A 20489-nucleotide genomic window follows, 5' to 3' on the forward strand; every position below is an offset into this window, starting at 1 on the left:
TATTTTTTTAAAAAGCACTGAGGTTGTCATCACCTCTCAAACGTCTGAATCTTCTGCGTGCATCTACAAAGTGAATACTGTCTGCATAGTCATATATAATACGTTCATACAGCGCTTGTGCTTTACTTATGTCGTTCAGTTTATCTTCATATAGCAATGCTAGTTTATAAAAAGCATCGTCTGCTAGAATACCATCTGCAAAGTTATCGATGATAGTTTGATAGTTGTTCTTAGCTGCGTCTAGATTACCTTCCATCTCATATAAGTTTGCCTGATTGAGCAAAGCCTCATCTTCAATAGGATCTCCCTTATGATTTTGTAGCAATTGATCATAAAGCGATATAGCTTCAGATCGTTTATTTTGATATTGTTTTAAATCTGCTTTAGCAAAGGCTTTCAAAGCTACAAATGTGGTGTCTTCTAGACTATGATCGTTTATGGTAAGACTTAATTCCATGGCGTCGTTTGCGATAAGCTTTGATGTAGCACTGCGCAATACTTTTAACTGTGTAAGACTCCAAGGAAAGTCGCCCTGATAATAACTAGTGCGTGCTACTCTATATTGAGCTTCTTGAGCAAGCTCATCGTTAGGTAAATCTGTTTGCACCTGACTATACAAAATTAACGCGCGATTGAATTGCTCTTGTAGTACTAGAATATCTGCGAGCAACATTTTAACTTCAGCTTTTTGAAATTTGCTTAGTCTTTTATTTTCAAGTTCAGATAATATTGCTATTGCGGTATCTGCATCACCAGCTTTAAAGGTGAGAAAATCTGCATAGTCTAATTGTAGCATGAAAGTCTGGCCATCGCGACCATATTTAGTTAGTAACTGTTCATAATTAGATTGAACTGTACTGTAGTCATTGACCGTTGCATTATCTGCATTAATTTTTGCTAGCAAACTCTCAGCTATGTATCGAGTAGTACTTACCTGGGACTCTTGGATTAAATATTCTAAAATTTCTTTTGCAGCATCAAAATCTTTCTCTTCAATTGCTGTAACAGCTAGTTCTTGTAAGTCTACCGTACTTTCTTTAGAGCGCACATAGATGGCTTTCTCTTGAATGAAAGCTTTTTTGAAATCTTTTTGTTGAATAAATAGCCAGCTTAAGAGCTGATTGTATATGGGGTTTTGCTTTTCGCGTAAGCGTAATAGTAACGTTTTTCTTAATAGTTTATTAGCTTCATTATCAGGATCATCTGTGATGTATCTAAAGAAAATTGCTTGTGCTCTACCGCGATAGGAAATGTTACTTTCTATCAAATCTATATACTGTACAAACATTTTCTCTAGATTGCCTTGTTGCCCATAAAGATTTGCTAATTGAATTTTGAAATTAGCATTGGGATTTGCAGCCATACCTTTTTCGTATGCGGTAATAGCTTCATCTATTAAATTGCGTCGTTCTAATCGATTTGCGATTTGGTAAGTAAAGTTAGGTAAGGAGTCTATGAGTGCGATAGCCTCTTTATAATAAGGTGCAGCCAGTGAATCCTTACCTTGTAAAGTTAGATTATAACCTCTTTCAATAGTTAGAGTTTTATTATTGCGCATCAACTTTTCAGCATCATTAATTAAAGAATCTACCTGCTGGTATTGCTCTAGTTGTTGATGAATATCGATGACTTTATAAAGGTTATTGATATTGCGCTTATTTTCTTCATAGATTTTATTATAAATCTTGAGCGCTTTACCATATTCACCTTGATCCATATAATTCTCTGCCAATCTAGGGTTTTGTGCAAAACCAAAGCTGTTGTATAACAGTAAAAAGAGAATTAATAAATGACGCATAGGTCTAAATATAGGGTTTTAATCAATGATGTCAAATCCACAGTATGGTTTCAATACTTCTGGGATTTTTATACCACTTTCTGTCTGGTAATTTTCTAAAATACCAGCTAGTATACGTGGTAGTGCTAATGAGCTACCGTTCAAAGTGTGTGCCAGTTCTGTTTTACCTTCGCTATTGCGAAAACGTAGTTTCAAACGGTTACTCTGGAATGTTTTAAAGTTAGAGACACTACTTACTTCTAGCCACTTGTCTTGAGCGGTACTATAAATCTCAAAGTCATAAGTAAGTGTAGAAGTGAATCCAAGGTCACCACCGCATAGTCTTAAAATACGATATGGTAATTCTAATTCTTCAAGTATGTTTTTTACATGGACAACCATGGCGTCTAGTGCACTGTCACTATGATCAGGATGCTCTATGCGCAGAATTTCTACTTTGTCAAACTGGTGTAAACGGTTTAAACCACGTACATCACTACCATAACTACCAGCTTCACGACGAAAACATGGAGTATAGCCTGTCATTGCTATTGGTAAATCTTTTGCCTCTAGTAAGTCACCACGGTAAAGATTAGTAATAGGTACTTCAGATGTAGGTATGAGGTATAAATCATCAACACCTACATGATACATTTGTCCTTCTTTATCTGGTAATTGTCCAGTTCCATAACCACTTGCCTCATTCACTAGGAGTGGTACCTGCATTTCTTCATAGCCTGCAGCAGTGTTTTTATCTAGGAAATAGTTGATTAGAGCACGTTGTAAACGAGCTCCTTTTCTTTTATATACAGGAAATCCTGCGCCGGTGATTTTTGTACCAAGTTCAAAATCTATTATATCATAATCCTTAACAAGTTCCCAGTGTGGTTTAGCACCTGCGTGTAAAGTAGGGATCACTCCATGTTGAGAGAGAACTTCGTTATCTTCATCACTATTTCCAGATGGTACACTGTCCTGTGGAATGTTAGGAATTGTATACAGTATATCCTGTAACTCAGTAACAGCTATATTAAGTTCTTCATTAAGTTGTTTGGACTTTTCTTTGAGCTCACCGGTTTGAGATTTAAGTTCATTTGCTTCAGCAGCTTTTCCAGACTTAAATAAATCGCCTATTTGCTTAGATAGCTTATTACTTACAGCAAGTGTTTCATCAAGTTGCGCCTGTAGAGAACGTCTTTTTTCATCTACTGAAATAGCGTTTTCTAACAATGGCATGGCATCAATGTTTCTTTTTTTGAGCGCTTGTGCAAAAGCATCTTTATTCTCGCGTATAGCTGCGATTTGTAACATGGTTTTCCGTTTTTAATTCTGAGCTTGTAAAATTACCATTTATTCCTTGTTCTCATAGAGAGAAGATGGTAAAATCCATTCGTGATGTGACCAGTGATTCCATTCTTGAGCAGCTACATCAACTTCTTTATCTGTAAACTGTTGTAGGGGACGACCATTAATACTGACTTTTGCATCAATATACACGGCGACATCTTCACCTTCAATAGCGTGAAACTCCTTGAGTTTTTGAGCAAATTGCCACATAAAATCGGGCTTTGTTTGTACGCTGTAGGATTGTTTTGTTGTTAAGTAATCTTTGTAATTAATTGCTTTGCGGGCGCCAGTTTTTTTATTTTCAACATAGTAAGTTGTAAAACCACGCCTGTTGCGCAACATCATACGCCAGCTTAAACGATGACCTTCTTCAGTCCATAGTACATCATCTTTTATAACCCAATGTCTTAATGGTAATAAAATCATAAGAATTAAAAAGCTAGTAGTTGCAATAATTAATGGCTTTTTAAATGATGGAACGATTATGTCGTCACCTTCATAAAATGACTTCTTTTTTAAAAAACGTTTTTGGATAGTCTTTGGGTTGAAAAAGAAAACTAAGAAAGCTAACGCTAGATACGGGAATATGCCTATTTTAAAAATAATTGAATTGAAGATATGAAAAAAGAATGACGCGATGACAGCAACCATGCGCGTTCTTTTCCATAACAATAAAGGCACGATTAAAATATCATAACTCAATCCATAAATCATAATTGCCCAGTGTGCCCATTCTTGTTGAAGGATAGTCCAATCACCAGCTCTTATTTTCATCAAATGCTTAGGAAATGAGGTGTCTATCCAATCAGGATAAAACTTTGCAACACTCGCATAAGAGTAAACAATAAATAAAAACGCAATTATGAATAAATAAATCCATCTACTCATATGTTCTTTACGTATCCTTGGGTTCCATTTTGCATCTAGTGAAACAGATCGATGTGCCGGTAAAAAAATCATGATGTAATTAAGTAACATCAATAGGTAATAGTGGTTGTTGTAAGATGTTTTTTGTAATAAGTAAACATAAGTCCATGCAATTGCATAAAAAATCATCGCAGTACGGTATTTAAAACCTACCATAACTAACAATCCTGCAATACCCATTATTATAAACAAGCCATACATTAATGGCGCAGGTAAAGGTTCTAAAAATTCAAATCCTATGAAAGTAAACGTGAATTTTGGTTGTAAAAAATGCTTATCAACCGCTCCTAAGGCTATATGTCCAAATGCCTCGCAAGCCAATAAAAAACCAAAAAATATTCGGAATAAAACCAGAGCAGAATTGTCTACTTGCCTGAACAACCATTTATCCCATTTGCTGTACATATGTTCTGGTCTTTAATTCATCTTCTTTCATCGCTGCTTTTAACTCTTCAATAGAATTAAATCTAACTTCATCTCTTAACCTCTTATGAAAAAACAGTTCTACTTGAGAGTTGTATAAATCTGCATTAAAGTCTAAGTAAAATGTTTCAATGGTTTTTTGTGACCCGTCAGAAACTGTAGGATTAAAACCGATATTAGTCATTCCATATACTTCAATTCCATTTATGATGCTACTAGTGATATAGACTCCATTCTTAGGTAATAATTTATAGGTTTCACTCACTTTTAAATTTGCTGTAGGGTAATTGATAGTTCTACCTATTGCCTTTCCTTGAACGATTATACCGTTAATACTGTAAGGTCTATTTAAGTAGTTTACAGTGGTTTCCATATCGCCATTTTCTATAGCATTACGTATTTTAGTACTACTTACCGTAACTTCTTCCACATCTTTTTTAGAAATCTGTACGACTTTGAAATTGAACTCTTTTCCATATTCTTCTAGTTCATTAATACTGGCTGCACGATTCCTGCCAAAACGGTGGTCGTAGCCTATAACGACCACAGCAGCTCTTAACTGATCTACTAGAATGTTTTTCACATAATCATGTGCGCTTGTTCTTGCAAAATCTAAAGAAAATGGATGCGTCACTATGTTTTCAATACCATTTGCGGCGATTAATTGCTGTCGCTCTTCAATAGTATTGATTAATTTTAACTCACTATCAGGCTGTAATACCATTCTAGGATGAGGGAAGAAGGTAAGCAATACACTAGTCAGTGATTGTTGCTGTGCAATTTCAGTAACTCGCTTTAAAATTTTTTGATGTCCGTGATGTACACCATCAAAAGTTCCTATCGTTACTACAGCGCCTTTTTCTGCCTCATATGAGGCGATGTTGTCAAATATTTTCAATGTATCAGAGCTCTTTTTTCAGGTAGTTGCAAATTAAAATATTATCGGTGAATTGTGCTAAAAAACAGCATGTTTATGAAAATGTTTGTACAGACCACAAACATGAAGTATTTTGTAAACTTATTATTCCCTATGAAATATCTTTTTACGATTGTAGTGCTGTTTAATTTCGCTTTCGCGAAAGCGCAAAATTTCTGGCAGCCTATTCTACAAACTCCTTATGAAAATTTAGAATCTCGCAATTTTGTACCAGAAAATTATTTATTATATAATTTAAATCTAGATGGTTTAAAACAATCTGTAGCCGCTGCGCCAATGAGATTTACGTCTAGCCATTCTTCAGTGATTGTGTCTATGCCCGATGCTAATGGAGATTTCAGAAATTTTGAAATTTTTGAAACTCAGATGATGGAACCTCAATTATCAGCAAAGTATCAAGATATAAGAACATATATAGGATTAAATGTTGAGGATGCCGCACATGTTATACGTTTTTCATTGACTTCACACGGATTTCATAATATTGAGTTTGCACCAGGTGTACTGACTGTTTATATCGATCCATTTACTAGAGACCATGAAGTTTATATTGTATATGATCGATCCTCTATACCTGAGATCAAGGAAGATTTTGAATGTTTTACTGATGAGGTTGCATTAATAGGGACTGATTTAAAGAATATAAATACGGTTTCTGAATCTGCAGATGATAGCGTGTTGCGCACTTATCGAGTTGCCATATCCTGTAATGCAGAGTATGGTAATCTATTTGCAGGGACAGGTACAGATGCCCAAAAGAGAGCAAATATTCAAGCGAGACAGGTGATAACTATGAACCGTGTAAATGGTGTTTATGAGCGTGACCTTGCTGTCAATATGATTTTTGTAGCAAATAATGATTTACTATTATATTTTGGAGACACCTCTTTAGATCCTTATACAAATGATTTTAATAATAGAACACAAGATTTAATTGATGGTAATCTTGCTGGCCAAGGTTTTCCAGGGATAGGCAATGCTAATTATGATATAGGTCATAATTTTAATACTTCTGGTGGCGGTAATGCTGGTTGTATAGGGTGTGTTTGTGTGGCAGGACAGAAAGGTAGCGGTATGACTGGTCGTGCAAATCCTACAGGTGATCCATTTGATATTGATTATGTAGCACATGAAATGGGACATCAATTTGGTGGATATCATTCTATGGCCTCTAGTAGTTGTAGGAGTGGTAGTGGTCAGACAGAAGTTGAACCTGGCAGTGGAAGTACTATTATGGCTTATGCGGGAATTTGTAATCCTAATATTCAAAACAACTCAGATGACTACTTTCATTATGTAAATATTAGAGATATAACTGCAAATATTAAAACAGGTCCTTCTAGTTCATGTCCTGTTATTACAAATGTTTCTTTTACTGCTCCTATTGCAAATGCTGGTATTGATTATGTCATACCATTTAGTACAGCTTTTGTGTTAACTGGTACTGCGACTAATCTAGGAAGTGAGACTGTTGTTTACAACTGGGAGCAAAACGATCCAGAAAACCCAGGAAGTAATAATGGACCAGATCCTACCAGAATTCAAGGTCCTATGTATAGATCATTACCATCAGTAATGGTTCCAGAGCGTTATTTTCCTGCATTATCAGATGTTGTACAAGGAAACCTTACTCCAGCTTATGAAGTAACGCCATCTGTAGCTAGATCTATGGAATTTGCTTTTACAGTGCGTAAATATGATATGAATGTAGGGCAAAATGATTCTGATTTAATGAATGTAACTGTTGATGGAACATCAGGTCCATTTACCGTTACGACTCAAGATTCAAATATTAGCTACAATACTGGCGAGGCTGTTGTGGTTGGTTGGGACGTGGCTGGTACAGATCAAGCACCTATAAATACTACTAGTGTCGATATTTTATTATCTGTGGATGGTGGATTGACTTTTGATACTGTAATGGAGTTGTCTACACCTAATGATGGTACAGAAACGGTGGTGATGCCTGTGGTAGTGCCTACTAATCAGGCACGCATTATGGTGCGAGCTAATGGAAATGTTTATTATGCTGTTAACTCTTCAGACTTTACCGTTACAAGTGATGAATTTTCATTAAGTACTACAGATTTGAATCAAAATGTTTGTTTACCGGCAAATGCTATTTATGATTTTACATATCGCACTTTTAATGGATTTAGTACACCAACGGTGTTGACATTAACAGGAGCACCAGCTGGTTCCAATGTTGTGATTTCCCCTAATGTTGTTACTAATGATAATACACCTGTTAATGTCACTATTAGTGGTCTTAATAATTCTATGGTAGGTAGCTATAATCTTATTTTAGATGGGACAGCTGGTACTGCCATGCGTTCTGTAGAATTAACTTTAAATGTTTTAGAAAGTAGTCTTGCAGCTGTTACACTAGTTGAGCCAGTTGATATGACTGTTGATGTAGCATTATTCCCAACACTGGAATGGAGTGCGGCGGCTGGATCTCAAGAATACGATATAGAAATAGCATTAGACTCTAATTTTAGTACAATTATACAAGCTGTTACTGTTTCAACAAATATTATAACACTATCATCCAGTTTGAACGAGGATACACTTTATTACTGGCGTGTTAGAAATAGAAATGTTTGCGGTAATGGAGTTTATAGTTCAATTAGAAGCTTCAGAACAGCAAATATCATCTGTGTTAATGAGTCTTCAACTGTTGTGCCATTAGCCATAAGCTCTGGTCCGCCATCTTCTTTTGATGCTATAATCACTGTGACTGATAATATAGTGATTAATGATATATCTTTAAACATAGACTTATCGCATACTTGGATGAGTGATGTCGATATTTATTTAACTAGTCCATCAGGTACACAAATAACCATAATAGAAGATCGATGCAATAATAGAAATGATTTACTGGCTACGTTTACAGATGATGGTGCAGCTGTTCAATGTACTTTTTCTGCGCCTACCATAAGTGGTACGGTTAACGCGGTAGATATGTTCTCCGTATTTAATGGAGAAAATGCATTAGGTGATTGGGTATTAACCGTTGCAGATGATACAGATCAAGACGGTGGTAGTTTGAACGATTGGTCTTTAGATATATGTGGAACACAGACTCTCTCAGTGCTGGATGATTTAGAAAATATAATAACCCTATATCCAAATCCCTCAAACGAATTTATATATCTGCAATTAGATCGCGCTGATTATACAAATGCTGGATTTGATATTTACGATACAGCGGGAAGATTTATATTATCTCAAAGCGTGAATGATGTGCTCACTAAAGTCGATCTAAGCCATTGGGCTAGCGGTATGTATTTAATTAAAATAACTATTGATGACCAAGTAATAATTAAACAAGTAATTAAAGAATAATTATTTGCCATTGAATTGATTCATCGTATTAGTTAACCCAGCGTGTGTAAAAGATAGGCAAGCTTGTGCTGCTTTATCGATTCGTTCTGGTAGTGCTTTCTGTTCGTCATTATTCCATTCACCTAGTACATAGTCTACTTGACGACCTTTTGAAAATTCGTCAGAAATTCCAAAACGCAGTCTAGGATAATTAGGTGTGTTCAATTTTATTTGTGTGTCTTTAAGTCCGTTATGACCACCATCAGTTCCTTTGGCCTTCATACGTAATGTACCGAAAGGTAAGTTCAAATCATCGGTAACCACTAAAATTTGTTCCTTGGGAATAGACTCTTGGTTCATATAATATTTAATGGCCTTACCACTTAAGTTCATATATGTACTAGGCTTAAGTAGTGTGACCTTTTTACCTTTATGAGTAATGGTAGCAACATCTCCTAAAGTCAGTGTTTCAAATGACACATCTTTTATCTTAGCTATTTCATCTAGGATTTTAAATCCTATGTTGTGACGCGTTTCTGCGTACTTATCTCCGATATTACCTAACCCTATGATTAGAAATTTTTTCATGCCATTTTCTTTTTCAATGATAGATGTTTTAAATAGGTCCATCCACCATTTTTTCAATTCACTTATCATGCCTCAAAGCTATAAAAAAAGCCGCAAGAAATAAATCTTGCGGCTTGTAAGTATATGAGAAAAGAATTAATCTTCTTTAACTGCAGCTACATCATCTGTTTGTGTAGATGGAACATCTCCAGCGTCTACATCATCATCGTCATCGTCATCTGCAACAGCAGTACGAGAAGTTTTGATCATTACTACAACAACGCTATCTGGGTGCATAATTTCATACTCAGGTACACGTAGGTCACGTACATATTTCTTGTTACCAATCTTCATAGGCGCGATGTCTACTTCAATTAGGTCAGGTAAGTTAGCAGGAATTGCTTTTACTTTTAAACGACGGTTGTTTCTACGTAAAACACCACCATTAAGTACACCACGTGAAGTACCTACAGTAACTACTGGTACTTCCATTGTTACAGGCTTATCATCAAAAATTTGATAAAAATCAGCATGTAATAATTGTTCTTTTACTGGGTGCCATTGCATATCTTGTGCAATAGCAGCATATTGACCATCTTTACCTAGGTCTATAACAACTGTCATAGCGTCAGAGGTGTAAACCAAATTTTTAAATGCTTTTTCTTCTGCTTGAAAATGCACTGGCTCGTCTCCTCCGTAAATTACGCAAGGAACCAATCCAGCATTACGTAGGGCCTTAGTTGCCTTTTTGCCCACGCTTTCTCTTTTAGATCCGTTGATCGTGATTGATTTCATTTGTTGTTTATTTATTAATTATTGAAATTACATGATAAAATTAGAACTGATGGACTCATTGTTTTGAACGCTAGTCATTACTTCAGCAAATAGACCTGCGCACGTAAGTACTCTAATCTTTTTACTTTCTTTCCTTAAAGGAATAGAATCTGTAACTATCAATTCTTCTAATTGAGAATTTTCAATTCTCTCATATGCCTGTCCTGATAAAATAGCATGAGTACAAATAGCTCTTACACTTTTTGCTCCACGTTCCATCATTACATCTGCGGCTTTTGTTAATGTACCAGCGGTGTCAACCATGTCATCAACTAATACTACATTTTTTCCTGTCACATCACCTATAAGTTCCATGTGAGAGATCACATTTGCTTTCTGTCGTTGTTTATAACAAACTACCACGTCGCTTTCAAGAGTTTTAGCATATGCATAAGCTCTTTTAGAACCACCCATGTCAGGTGAGGCGATAGTAAGATCAGATAAGTTAAGACTCTTTAAATATGGAATGAATAAAGCGCTACCAAAAAGATGATCTACAGGCTTTTCAAAAAATCCTTGAATCTGGTCTGCATGTAAATCCATAGTGATAATGCGTGTTGCTCCAGCACTTTCTAGAATTTTTGCAATCATTTTTGCGCCTATCGGTACACGTGGTTTGTCTTTACGATCTTGACGAGCCCACCCAAAATAAGGGATCACGGCAGTGATGTGTCTTGCACTTGCGCGTTTTGCAGCATCTAACATTAATAATAACTCCATTAAGTTATCACTGCTAGGATGTGTAGAACCTATAATAAAGATGCGACGACCACGTATTGACTCCTCAAAAGACGGTTGAAATTCACCATCACTAAAAGTGGAAAAATTAACTTGACCTAATGACGCACCATACTTCTCAGCAACTGCTTTTGCTAGGTCCATACTTTGTCTACAACCGAATAATTTTGCTTCTGTCATGGTGTTGGTCATCTTAAAATGAATTAGACTCCTGATTTTAAGGCTGCAAATGTACAGATATTTTTATTCTTTGCCTTTAAAAATAGCTCTAAATAAGGTGTGAGATTTAAAATAATATGTACTTTTGCAATCCAATTTTTAGGCCTCAGTGGTGGAATTGGTAGACACGTTGGATTCAAAATCCAATGCTTCACGGCGTGCCGGTTCGATTCCGGCCTGAGGTACTTAAAAAAAACCAGAACAGAAATGTTCTGGTTTTTTTATTCTACATCAGTAAAAATCCTATTTTTGAATTATTACCCCTTAAAACTATATGTAAATGGATGATTTTTTAAGAAATGTGATATTTGGATTTGAACATGTCCTGGATTGGAGAGCTTATGATCATATTCTTTTTATCATGTTGCTTGCGGTGCCCTATCTTTTTAAAAGTTGGAAAAAACTATTATGGTTGGTTACCGCATTTACTGTAGGTCATACTATCTCGTTAATGCTTGTAGCATTTGCAAAGGTTAGTTTTTCAACTACTTATATAGAGTTTCTCATTCCTGTAACTATTGCTATTACAGCTTTATATAACATTTTTACTGCAGGTAATAGACATCGCGATAACGCAGCGTGGCTTGCCATATCTATATCATTGTTCTTTGGGTTAATTCATGGACTTGCATTCTCTAGTGCTTATAAAATGCTGGCAAGCGCCAGCGATAATGAATTTTTACTCCTGTTAGAATATGCGATAGGTATTGAAGGAGCGCAATTAGTTATTGTATTATTAGTGCTTATTTTAAACTTTATCTTTACAGGTATATTCCGTTTTAGTAGAAAAGATTGGGTTCAGGTTATTTCAGGTATTGTACTTGGAATGGTGATCCCTATGCTTATTGAAAGATGGCTTTGGTAATTAAAATAAGTCAATTTTTGGTTTCGCTTTCGCGAAAGCGAAATCGTCATCATCATATAATAGTATAGTAATTCAGGACTAGGTAAAAACTTAAGATAAATTGAAAGATCAAAAACAGCATAAATACGACGTGGCTTATTTAAAGATGGCTACAGAATGGGCTAAGTTATCCCATTGCAAGCGCAGGCAAGTAGGTGCATTAATTGTTAGAGATCGCATGATCATTAGTGATGGATATAACGGGACACCTAGTGGTTTTGAGAATTTTTGTGAAGATGATGAAGGTTATACAAAATGGTATGTATTACATGCAGAGGCTAATGCGATTCTTAAAGTAGCAGGTTCTACACAGTCATGCGCCGGCGCTACACTTTATATCACTATGTCGCCGTGTAAGGACTGTAGTAAACTCATTCATCAAAGTGGCATTAAACGTGTTGTCTATGTGGAAGGTTATAAAGATGATAGCGGTTTGCAATTTCTGCAAAAAGCTGGCGTTGATGTAGAACAAATAAATCAACTATAATATTGAAGAAGTCACAAATATACTTTCCCTTGTTTTTAGGAATAGCAGTAGCTCTAGGTATAGGGCTGGGCTATATGATGCATAGTGGTGAGTCTAGTGACGGATTGCTTATGGCGAGTAATGCAAATAAGCGCAAACTTAATAAGTTAATAGATATTATTGATCAACGATATGTTGATGATGTTAATACCGATAGTATCGTAGACATTACCGTAAACGGTATTCTTTCTAATCTTGATCCACATTCTGTCTATATCTCTAATGATGAAATGGAGGACGTCGCAGACCAAATGCGTGGCGATTTTGTAGGTATAGGGATTAGATTTTTTGTAAATCAAGATACTATTTCTGTGCTAAATGTTTTAGAAGGTGGACCTAGTAAAAAGGCTGGTATTAAAGGTGGTGATAAAATTCTTTATGCAGACGGGAAACCACTTTTTGGGTTAAATGCTGTAAGTACAGACATTCTAAAGGGTGAGGATGGTTCAAAAGTCACTCTAGGAGTTTTGCGTCCAGGTGATAGTGATGTTCAACAAGTTTCTGTAGTTAGAGGTAGTGTGCCTATCAATAGTATTGAGGCAGCTTATATGCTTAATGATGACCTAGGCTATGTTAAAGTAAATCGATTTGCAGAGTCTACTGAGGAAGAATTTAACGATGCAATAGATGATTTAATTGAGCAAGGAGCCCAGCGTCTTACTGTAGATTTAAGAGATAATCCTGGTGGTGTCTTAAGTGCTGCAATTGCTATGGCAGATGAATTTTTACCACGTAAAAAATTAATTCTTTTTCAGAAAGACCGTAATAATGTACGTAAGGATTCTTATGCTACCAGTGATGGTGATTTTGAAGATAAGCCGGTTTACATTTTAATAAATGAAAATAGTGCCAGTGCCAGTGAAGTTGTTGCTGGAGCATTGCAGGATAATGATGTAGGAACAATTGTGGGAAGACGTAGTTTTGGCAAAGGCCTCGTACAGCAAGAAATCAAACTAGGTGATGGTAGTGCTGTTAGATTAACTGTTTCTAGATATTACACGCCTACTGGTAGAAGTATTCAACGTCCCTATGATAATGGTAATGAAGATTACTTTAAAGAGTATATTGACCGTTATAATAATGGTGAATTAGAAGATGCCGCTAATATTGAGGTGAATGATTCTTTAAAAAGAACGACGCCTGCTGGTAAAATTGTCTATGGTGGTGGTGGGATTATTCCAGATGTTTTTGTGCCGTCTGCAGATGGATATGTGCTACAAACACTAGAATATTTTGCTCGCACAGGATTTGCAGATCAGTTCACAAATAGATATTTGCAAGGCGATGGTATTAACCTGCGCAACATGAGTGAGAAAGAATTTATGGAAACTTATAGCGTTCCAGAACTAGTGATGGAAGACTTTATACAATACGCTCAGTTATACAATACTAGTATTTCGTTGCCAGGATATAGAGATGAAATTTCTACGATTATTAAATCATCTCTTGCAGAACAACTTTTTGATACTGAGGCAAAAATTAAAATCTTGAATCAGCAAGATCGTATGATTCAAAAGGTGCTAGAGCTCAATAAGTAGTAATAAAGTTTTTTTAATTATCGCTTCTCGTGCTTATCTTTTATCTTAAGAGATACCTGTAGGATAGCTAGTAAAATAAATACACATAAGGATGCTAATATGCTGATGACAGCAATCTGACTATCGCCCTTAAAAATATTAGAAAAGTCTAGTTTTGTAGCGTTAAAGATGATACTGGCCGCTGCAAGTACCATTAAGATGTATATGATTATTTTCATTTAGAAAAGTTCTTTAATGTTTGTGGTAAATAGCTTTACCGCAATGGCTAGCAAGATAACCCCAAAAATTTTACGTACTACATTAATCCCTTGTTTTCCGATCAGTTTTTCAATGTACCCAGAGTTCTTGAGAACAATATAGACAAAGATGATGTTAACAATAATAGCCGCAATAATATTGATAACTGAGTATTCTGACCTTAAAGATAGTACTGATGTTAAGGTTCCTGCACCAGCGATAAGTGGGAAGGCGATAGGTATAATAGCAGCTGTCTCTGGCGCTTCATCTTTATAAAGTTGTACGCCTAGGATCATTTCTAAAGCGATAAAGAAGATAATAAAGGCACCAGCGACTGCAAATGAGTTAACGTCAATACCTATTAAATTCAACATTCTTTCACCTACAAACAAGAATACAATCATTAATATACCAGCAACCACAGATGCTTTTTCGCTTTGTACATGACCTACCTTACGACGTAAATCGATAATAATAGGAACACTTCCTATAATATCGATTACCGCAAATAAAATCATAGTTGCTGTAAAAAACTCCTTTAAATTAAAGGCTGCAAAAAAATCTACAAAAGCGTTGCTTTCCATCGTCTTGTTTTGAGCGCGCAAAAGTACTGCTATTTAATAGTTTAGTCTTAACTGGTAAAGGTTAAATATTCATTAACGAATTGTGACTTTTAAGTTGATAACATTTTTAGTCTAAAGCGTTTTTCAACAATGTTCTATTCTGTCTGCATTAATAACTACTTCTAGTATCTTTGTTGTTTCAAATTCTCCCTTATGTTTCAATTAGGAAAAACCATCGTGTCAGATGACGTATTAGAAAAAGACTTTGTTTGCAACCTAACAGCTTGTAAAGGTATTTGTTGTGTAGCAGGAGAAGCTGGTGCGCCATTAGAGCAAAAGGAGTTAGATATTCTAGATAATGAATATGAAAAGGTAAAGCCTTACTTAAGAGCCGAAGGTATTGAGGCTATCGAAGCGCAAGGTACGTGGATTGAACGTGAGAATGGAGAATTAGAGACGCCATTAGTCAATGGTGCAGAGTGTGCTTACACAACTTTTAAAGAAGATGGAACAGCTTTGTGTGGCATTGAGGCCGCTTATCGAGATGGTGCAACTTCTTTCTATAAACCTATTTCTTGTCATCTTTATCCGGTGCGTATTCAAGAATACACAGATTTTAAAGCGGTAAATTATCACAAGTGGCAAATTTGTGATGATGCGTGTACCTTAGGTGAAGAATTAGGAGTGCCGGTTTACAAATTTCTAAAAGAAGCTCTCGTTCGTAAATTCGGAATCGCTTGGTATGATGAGTTGGAAGAAATAGCTCAAAATTGGTCTTCAAAATCGTAAATCTGCGTTTTTAAAAGTCACTTTTGAACAATTTGCTTTCGCGAAAGCGTGGATAACTTATTCCTATCCTATCACATAAATTTTGTAGGAATTAGATTAAATATTGCGGCTTATCAGTGATAAAACGTAGGCTTGTAATACCTTGTTTCTATTAAATACATTGAAAGTTAGACGAAAATTTAATAGTCTGTTATACAGTGTTTTGATATATTGAATTAATTTATTTTTAACATTTCAAAGTAGCTTTGACGATGTTGAAAACTTGTTTAAAAGCAAATTGTTAAGACGCTAGATTCCTCTCAATGATTTTTGATATTTGTTACTCTTCAAACCAGAAGAAATAACCGAGAAAATTAAAAGGACACATGCAGACGACTCAAGAACCAATTTTACAAGAGAACCCAGATAGATTTGTTATTTTTCCTATTCAACATGATGATTTATGGGAATGGTATAAGAAACAACAAGCCTGTATTTGGACTGCTGAAGAAATCGATCTGCAAGTTGATATCACAGACTGGCAAAATTCATTGAATTCTGACGAGCGTTATTTTATTAAGCATATCCTTGCGTTTTTTGCGGCTAGTGATGGTATTGTGAATGAAAATCTTGCAGAGAATTTTGTGAATGAGGTACAATATTCTGAGGCTAAGTTTTTCTATGGTTTCCAGATTATGATGGAAAACATTCATTCAGAGACTTATTCTTTACTTATTGACACTTATGTAAAGGATGACGCAGAAAAAGATCAGCTGTTTAGAGCTATCGAGAATTTCCCAGCTATCAAATTAAAGGCAGACTGGGCAATGAAGTGGATAGAGAGCCCATCATTTGCTGAGCGTTTAATCGCATTTGCTGCAGTAGAAGGAATCTTTTTCTCTGGAGCATTTTGTTCTATTTACTGGTTGAAAAAACGTGGTCTTATGCCAGGACTTACTTTTTCTAATGAGTTGATATCACGTGATGAAGGTATGCACTGTGATTTTGCAGTACACCTACACAATCATCACCTAGTAAATAAGGTGCCTAAAGAGCGCATTACAGAAATCATTGTTGACGCATTAAATATCGAGCGTGAATTTATTACTGAGTCATTACCGGCTAGTTTAATAGGTATGAACGCAAAATTAATGACACAATATCTAGAATTTGTAACTGACCGTTTATTAGGTGAGCTGGAATGTGATCCTGTGTATAATGTTACTAATCCATTTGATTTTATGGATTTAATAGGTATGGAAGGTAAAACTAACTTCTTTGAAAAAAGAGTAGGAGAATACCAAAAAGCTGGTGTGATGAACAGTACTAAAGAAGATAAAAGTTCAATGGATTCTTTCTCCTTAGATGCTGATTTCTAGTAAGTAGCTGCTAAAACCCTGCAGCTTTAAAGGCTGTTCCATTATAAAGTATAGAGGATTGATTTATCTGTTCTCGCAAATGTTAACCCAATTATTAGAGAATGGGATTAGAATCCTTATCTCTTAACCCAAAAACTAGTTCAATATGTTTGTAGTAAAAAGAGACGGCCACAAGGAGCCAGTAATGTTTGACAAAATCACAGCGAGAGTACGTAAATTATGTTACGGTCTAAGTAATCATGTAGATCCAGTAAAGGTAGCGATGCGTGTGATTGATGGATTGTATGATGGTGTTACTACAAGCGAATTGGATAATTTAGCTGCAGAGACGGCTGCAACAATGACCACTGCTCATCCAGACTATGCTCGTCTGGCGGCACGTATTTCTGTTTCTAACTTACATAAGAATACAAAGAAGACGTTCACTGATGTGGTAACTGATTTGTATGAGTATGTAAATCCACGTACAGATAAAAAAGCACCTATGATCTCTGATGAGGTGTATCAAGTAGTACAGGATAATGCAGACCGCTTGAACTCGGCCATTATCTATAATCGTGATTTTGGGTACGATTATTTTGGGTTTAAGACATTAGAACGTAGTTATTTATTAAAAATCAATGGAAAAATTGCAGAGCGTCCACAGCACATGTTAATGCGTGTTTCTGTAGGGATCCATATGGATGATTTAGATGCTGCAATAGAGACCTATGAGTTGATGTCTAAAAAGTTCTTTACTCATGCAACACCTACATTATTTAATGCTGGTACGCCTAAACCTCAAATGTCTTCTTGCTTCTTATTAACGATGCAAGATGACAGTATAGAAGGTATATATGACACATTAAAGCAAACAGCTAAGATCTCACAAAGTGCTGGTGGAATAGGGTTGTCTATCCACAACATACGTGCTAGAGGTTCTTACATTGGTGGTACTAACGGTACTTCAAATGGAATTGTCCCTATGCTTAAGGTTTATAATGACACAGCACGTTATGTAGATCAAGGTGGAGGAAAACGTAAAGGTTCTTTTGCTATTTACATGGAGCCATGGCATGCAGATATTTTTGATTTCTTAGATCTTAAGAAAAACCACGGTAAGGAAGAAATGCGTGCGCGTGACTTATTCTATGCGATGTGGATGTCTGATTTATTTATGAAAAGAGTTGAGGCAAACGATAAGTGGACCTTAATGTGTCCACATGAATGTCCAGACCTTTATAATGTTTATGGAGATGAATTTGAAGCGCTTTATACAAAGTATGAGCAAGAAGGGAAAGGTCGTAAAACGATACAAGCGCGCGAGCTATGGGATAAGATATTAGAATCTCAAATAGAGACTGGTACACCATATATGTTGTATAAAGATGCAGCAAATAATAAGTCTAATCAGAAGAATCTAGGAACCATCAGGTCTTCAAACCTATGTACTGAGATTATGGAGTATACTTCTCCAGATGAGGTGGCTGTATGTAACCTAGCATCTATCGCATTACCTATGTTCATAAAAGACGGTGCGTTTGATCATAAAGCACTTTATAAAGTGACTAAAAGGGTTACACGCAACCTGAATAAAGTAATCGATCGCAATTATTACCCAGTAATAGAGGCGAGAAATTCTAACATGCGTCACAGACCAGTTGGACTAGGTATTCAAGGTCTGGCAGATGCTTTTATTATGTTACGATTACCGTTTACGAGTGATGAGGCCAAAAAATTAAACTCAGAGATTTTTGAGACTTTATACTTTGCGGCATGTGAAGCTTCTATGGAGATGGCAAAAGAAGAAGGTCCTTATTCAACATTTGAAGGGTCGCCTATGTCAAAAGGTGAATTCCAATTCAATATGTGGAATATCAATGATTCAGATTTAAGTGGTCGTTGGAATTGGTCAGATTTAAGAACAAAGGTAATGGAGCATGGTGTGAGAAATTCACTTCTAGTAGCACCTATGCCTACAGCAAGTACTTCACAAATCTTAGGTAATAATGAGGCTTTTGAACCATATACTTCAAATATCTATACACGTAGAACACTTTCCGGAGAGTTTATTGTAGTTAATAAGCACTTATTGAAAGACTTAGTAGATCTAGGGCTTTGGGATGACAGTTTGAAGAATGCGATTATGAGAAATAATGGTTCTATTCAAGCGATAGAAGGTATTCCAGAAGATATTAAAGAACTGTATAAAACAGTGTGGGAATTAAAGATGAAGGATATCATCGATATGTCTCGTCAACGTGGTTACTTTATTGATCAGTCACAATCCTTAAACCTGTTTATGGAAAACGTGACCACGTCTAAGCTTACTTCAATGCATTTCTATGCATGGAAAAGTGGTCTTAAAACAGGTATGTACTATTTAAGAACTAAGGCAGCTGTAGATGCTATTAAATTTACAGTAACTAAAGAAGCTAAAAAAGCTCCAGTAGCACAACCAGCAGTTGCACCGGTACTTATAGAGGATCATTCTCCAGCCGCTGCAAAGGTTATGGAAGCTGCTGCAGATATTATTAATACAAAGGTCGTAACAGAAAATGAAGAAATGACGGCTGCAGAATATAAGGAAATCCTATTGCGTGCAAAAGAAGCGGCAAGCAATGGAGATGACTGCGAGATGTGCGGTTCATAAAACCTACTTATTTACTTAATGTAAAGCGACCTTACAATTGTTGTAAGGTCGTTTTTTTTACGCTTTCGCGAAAGCGTGCATACCTGGCCCATTACTCAATTCAAAAGTTAAGTCTTTTAACAAGAATAGATTATATCGACATCATAACCTTAAATCTATATTAAGTTTGATGTAAACCCATGTTAATCGCTCGATTTCAACTGCTATCTGTCTGTATATTGTAATAAATTAATTAAATAACCATACAAACTAATATTATGAAGTACACAGAAGAAGTAGCAAACAAGCTAAATGAATTACTAGAGAAAAATTATGATGCTGAGGCTGGATATAAACTAGCTAAAGAAAAAGTTGATAGTAAAAGATTAAAAGGATTTTTTGAAAATCAAGCGCAAGAACGATATGATTTCGGACATGAGCTTAAAAACGAAATTCGTAGTTATGGAGCAACTCCAGATAAAGGAACTAGTATAAAAGGTGACGCACACCGCGCATGGATGAATATTAAATCTACCTTCACCTCAGATAATGAAGAAAGCATGCTAGAAGAGGCGATCAGAGGAGAAAAAGCTGCTGTAGAAGAATACAATACCATAATCGCAGATATGACATTGCCGCCGTCAACAAATTCATTGTTAACCAAGCATCGTGATAACGTGCAAACTGCTTTAAACAAGGTAAGTGCGATGGAAAGCATAGCATAATTTCCGTAGATTATTGATTGAAGACCCTTTTGAGACATCAAAAGGGTCTTTTTTTGATGTAAAATATGATAATCTTTTGTCGCTTTTGTTCATAACTACATTTTTAATAAATGTTTCAATCACGTATATTTAAAATTCC

Annotated in this window: 17 protein-coding genes and 1 tRNA gene; 9 read left to right on the forward strand and 9 right to left on the reverse strand. The window is 35.8% G+C overall.

The window, feature by feature from the left end:
* Positions 1-7 precede the first annotated feature (7 nt).
* Genes BST92_RS07500 through BST92_RS07515 form a run of 4 tightly spaced genes read right to left on the reverse strand, consistent with a single transcriptional unit; the run spans position 8 to position 5372 of the window.
* Positions 8-1798 (reverse strand): tetratricopeptide repeat protein, encoded by a 1791-nt coding sequence (locus tag BST92_RS07500; RefSeq protein WP_105070888.1) that lies wholly within the window; start codon positions 1796-1798, stop codon positions 8-10.
* A gap of 18 nt (positions 1799-1816) precedes the next feature.
* A complete protein-coding gene (gene serS, locus BST92_RS07505; protein WP_105070889.1) occupies positions 1817-3088 on the reverse strand; it encodes a serine--tRNA ligase in 1272 nt (423 codons plus the stop codon).
* A gap of 39 nt (positions 3089-3127) precedes the next feature.
* A complete protein-coding gene (locus BST92_RS07510; protein ID WP_105070890.1) occupies positions 3128-4456 on the reverse strand; it encodes an HTTM domain-containing protein in 1329 nt (442 codons plus the stop codon).
* Positions 4437-5372 carry a bifunctional riboflavin kinase/FAD synthetase gene (locus BST92_RS07515; RefSeq protein WP_105070891.1) on the reverse strand — a complete coding sequence of 312 codons (936 nt, stop codon included), beginning with the start codon at positions 5370-5372 and terminating at the stop codon, positions 4437-4439. Before BST92_RS07515 ends, BST92_RS07510 begins: the two co-directional genes overlap by 20 nt.
* A 75-nt stretch (positions 5373-5447) precedes the next feature.
* Between BST92_RS07515 and BST92_RS07520 the strand changes: the two genes are divergently transcribed.
* A complete protein-coding gene (locus BST92_RS07520) occupies positions 5448-8762 on the forward strand; it encodes a zinc-dependent metalloprotease (RefSeq protein ID WP_170061721.1) in 3315 nt (1104 codons plus the stop codon).
* Here the strand turns inward: BST92_RS07520 and pth are convergent, their stop codons facing one another.
* The 3 genes from pth to BST92_RS07535 all read right to left on the reverse strand — a co-directional run bounded on the left by pth (position 8763) and on the right by BST92_RS07535 (position 11072).
* Complete coding sequence (pth, locus tag BST92_RS07525; RefSeq protein ID WP_245910885.1) at positions 8763-9371, reverse strand: aminoacyl-tRNA hydrolase; 609 nt, start codon at positions 9369-9371, stop codon at positions 8763-8765.
* Between the two features lie 93 nt (positions 9372-9464).
* Positions 9465-10103, reverse strand: a complete 639-nt coding sequence (locus BST92_RS07530) for a 50S ribosomal protein L25/general stress protein Ctc (protein WP_105070894.1) — start codon at positions 10101-10103, stop codon at positions 9465-9467.
* A gap of 27 nt (positions 10104-10130) precedes the next feature.
* Positions 10131-11072, reverse strand: coding sequence for a ribose-phosphate pyrophosphokinase (locus tag BST92_RS07535; RefSeq protein WP_105070895.1), 942 nt, complete (start codon positions 11070-11072; stop codon positions 10131-10133).
* A 130-nt stretch (positions 11073-11202) separates the two neighbouring features.
* Here BST92_RS07535 and BST92_RS07540 point away from each other — a divergent pair.
* The 4 genes from BST92_RS07540 (at position 11203) to BST92_RS07555 (ending at position 14067) form a co-directional block, all read left to right on the forward strand.
* Positions 11203-11284 (forward strand) — tRNA-Leu (locus tag BST92_RS07540).
* Positions 11285-11379: 95 nt separating this feature from the next.
* A complete protein-coding gene (locus BST92_RS07545) occupies positions 11380-11964 on the forward strand; it encodes a HupE/UreJ family protein (RefSeq protein WP_105070896.1) in 585 nt (194 codons plus the stop codon).
* Between the two features lie 100 nt (positions 11965-12064).
* Positions 12065-12490, forward strand: coding sequence for a deoxycytidylate deaminase (locus BST92_RS07550; RefSeq protein WP_105070897.1), 426 nt, complete (start codon positions 12065-12067; stop codon positions 12488-12490).
* Between the two features lie 2 nt (positions 12491-12492).
* A complete protein-coding gene (locus BST92_RS07555; protein WP_105070898.1) occupies positions 12493-14067 on the forward strand; it encodes a S41 family peptidase in 1575 nt (524 codons plus the stop codon).
* A gap of 17 nt (positions 14068-14084) precedes the next feature.
* On the opposite strand, the gene BST92_RS07560 is transcribed toward BST92_RS07555, so the two are convergent.
* Positions 14085-14285, reverse strand: a complete 201-nt coding sequence (locus BST92_RS07560) for a hypothetical protein (protein WP_105070899.1) — start codon at positions 14283-14285, stop codon at positions 14085-14087.
* Positions 14286-14888: a MarC family protein gene (locus BST92_RS07565; protein WP_105070900.1), complete on the reverse strand. Its 603-nt coding sequence runs from the start codon at positions 14886-14888 to the stop codon at positions 14286-14288.
* A gap of 192 nt (positions 14889-15080) precedes the next feature.
* Between BST92_RS07565 and BST92_RS07570 the strand changes: the two genes are divergently transcribed.
* The 4 genes from BST92_RS07570 (at position 15081) to BST92_RS07585 (ending at position 20350) form a co-directional block, all read left to right on the forward strand.
* Positions 15081-15656 carry a DUF3109 family protein gene (locus tag BST92_RS07570; protein ID WP_105070901.1) on the forward strand — a complete coding sequence of 192 codons (576 nt, stop codon included), beginning with the start codon at positions 15081-15083 and terminating at the stop codon, positions 15654-15656.
* 365 nt (positions 15657-16021) lie between these two features.
* Complete coding sequence (locus BST92_RS07575; protein ID WP_105070902.1) at positions 16022-17014, forward strand: ribonucleotide-diphosphate reductase subunit beta; 993 nt, start codon at positions 16022-16024, stop codon at positions 17012-17014.
* Between the two features lie 145 nt (positions 17015-17159).
* A complete protein-coding gene (locus BST92_RS07580) occupies positions 17160-19646 on the forward strand; it encodes a ribonucleoside-diphosphate reductase subunit alpha (RefSeq protein WP_105070903.1) in 2487 nt (828 codons plus the stop codon).
* 257 nt (positions 19647-19903) lie between these two features.
* On the forward strand, positions 19904-20350 hold the full coding sequence (locus tag BST92_RS07585; RefSeq protein WP_105070904.1) for a ferritin-like domain-containing protein: 447 nt from the start codon (positions 19904-19906) through the stop codon (positions 20348-20350).
* Positions 20351-20489 lie beyond the last annotated feature (139 nt).

Origin of the sequence: Nonlabens arenilitoris, from assembly GCF_002954765.1 — a bacterium.
Taxonomy (GTDB): Bacteria; Bacteroidota; Bacteroidia; order Flavobacteriales; family Flavobacteriaceae; genus Nonlabens; species Nonlabens arenilitoris.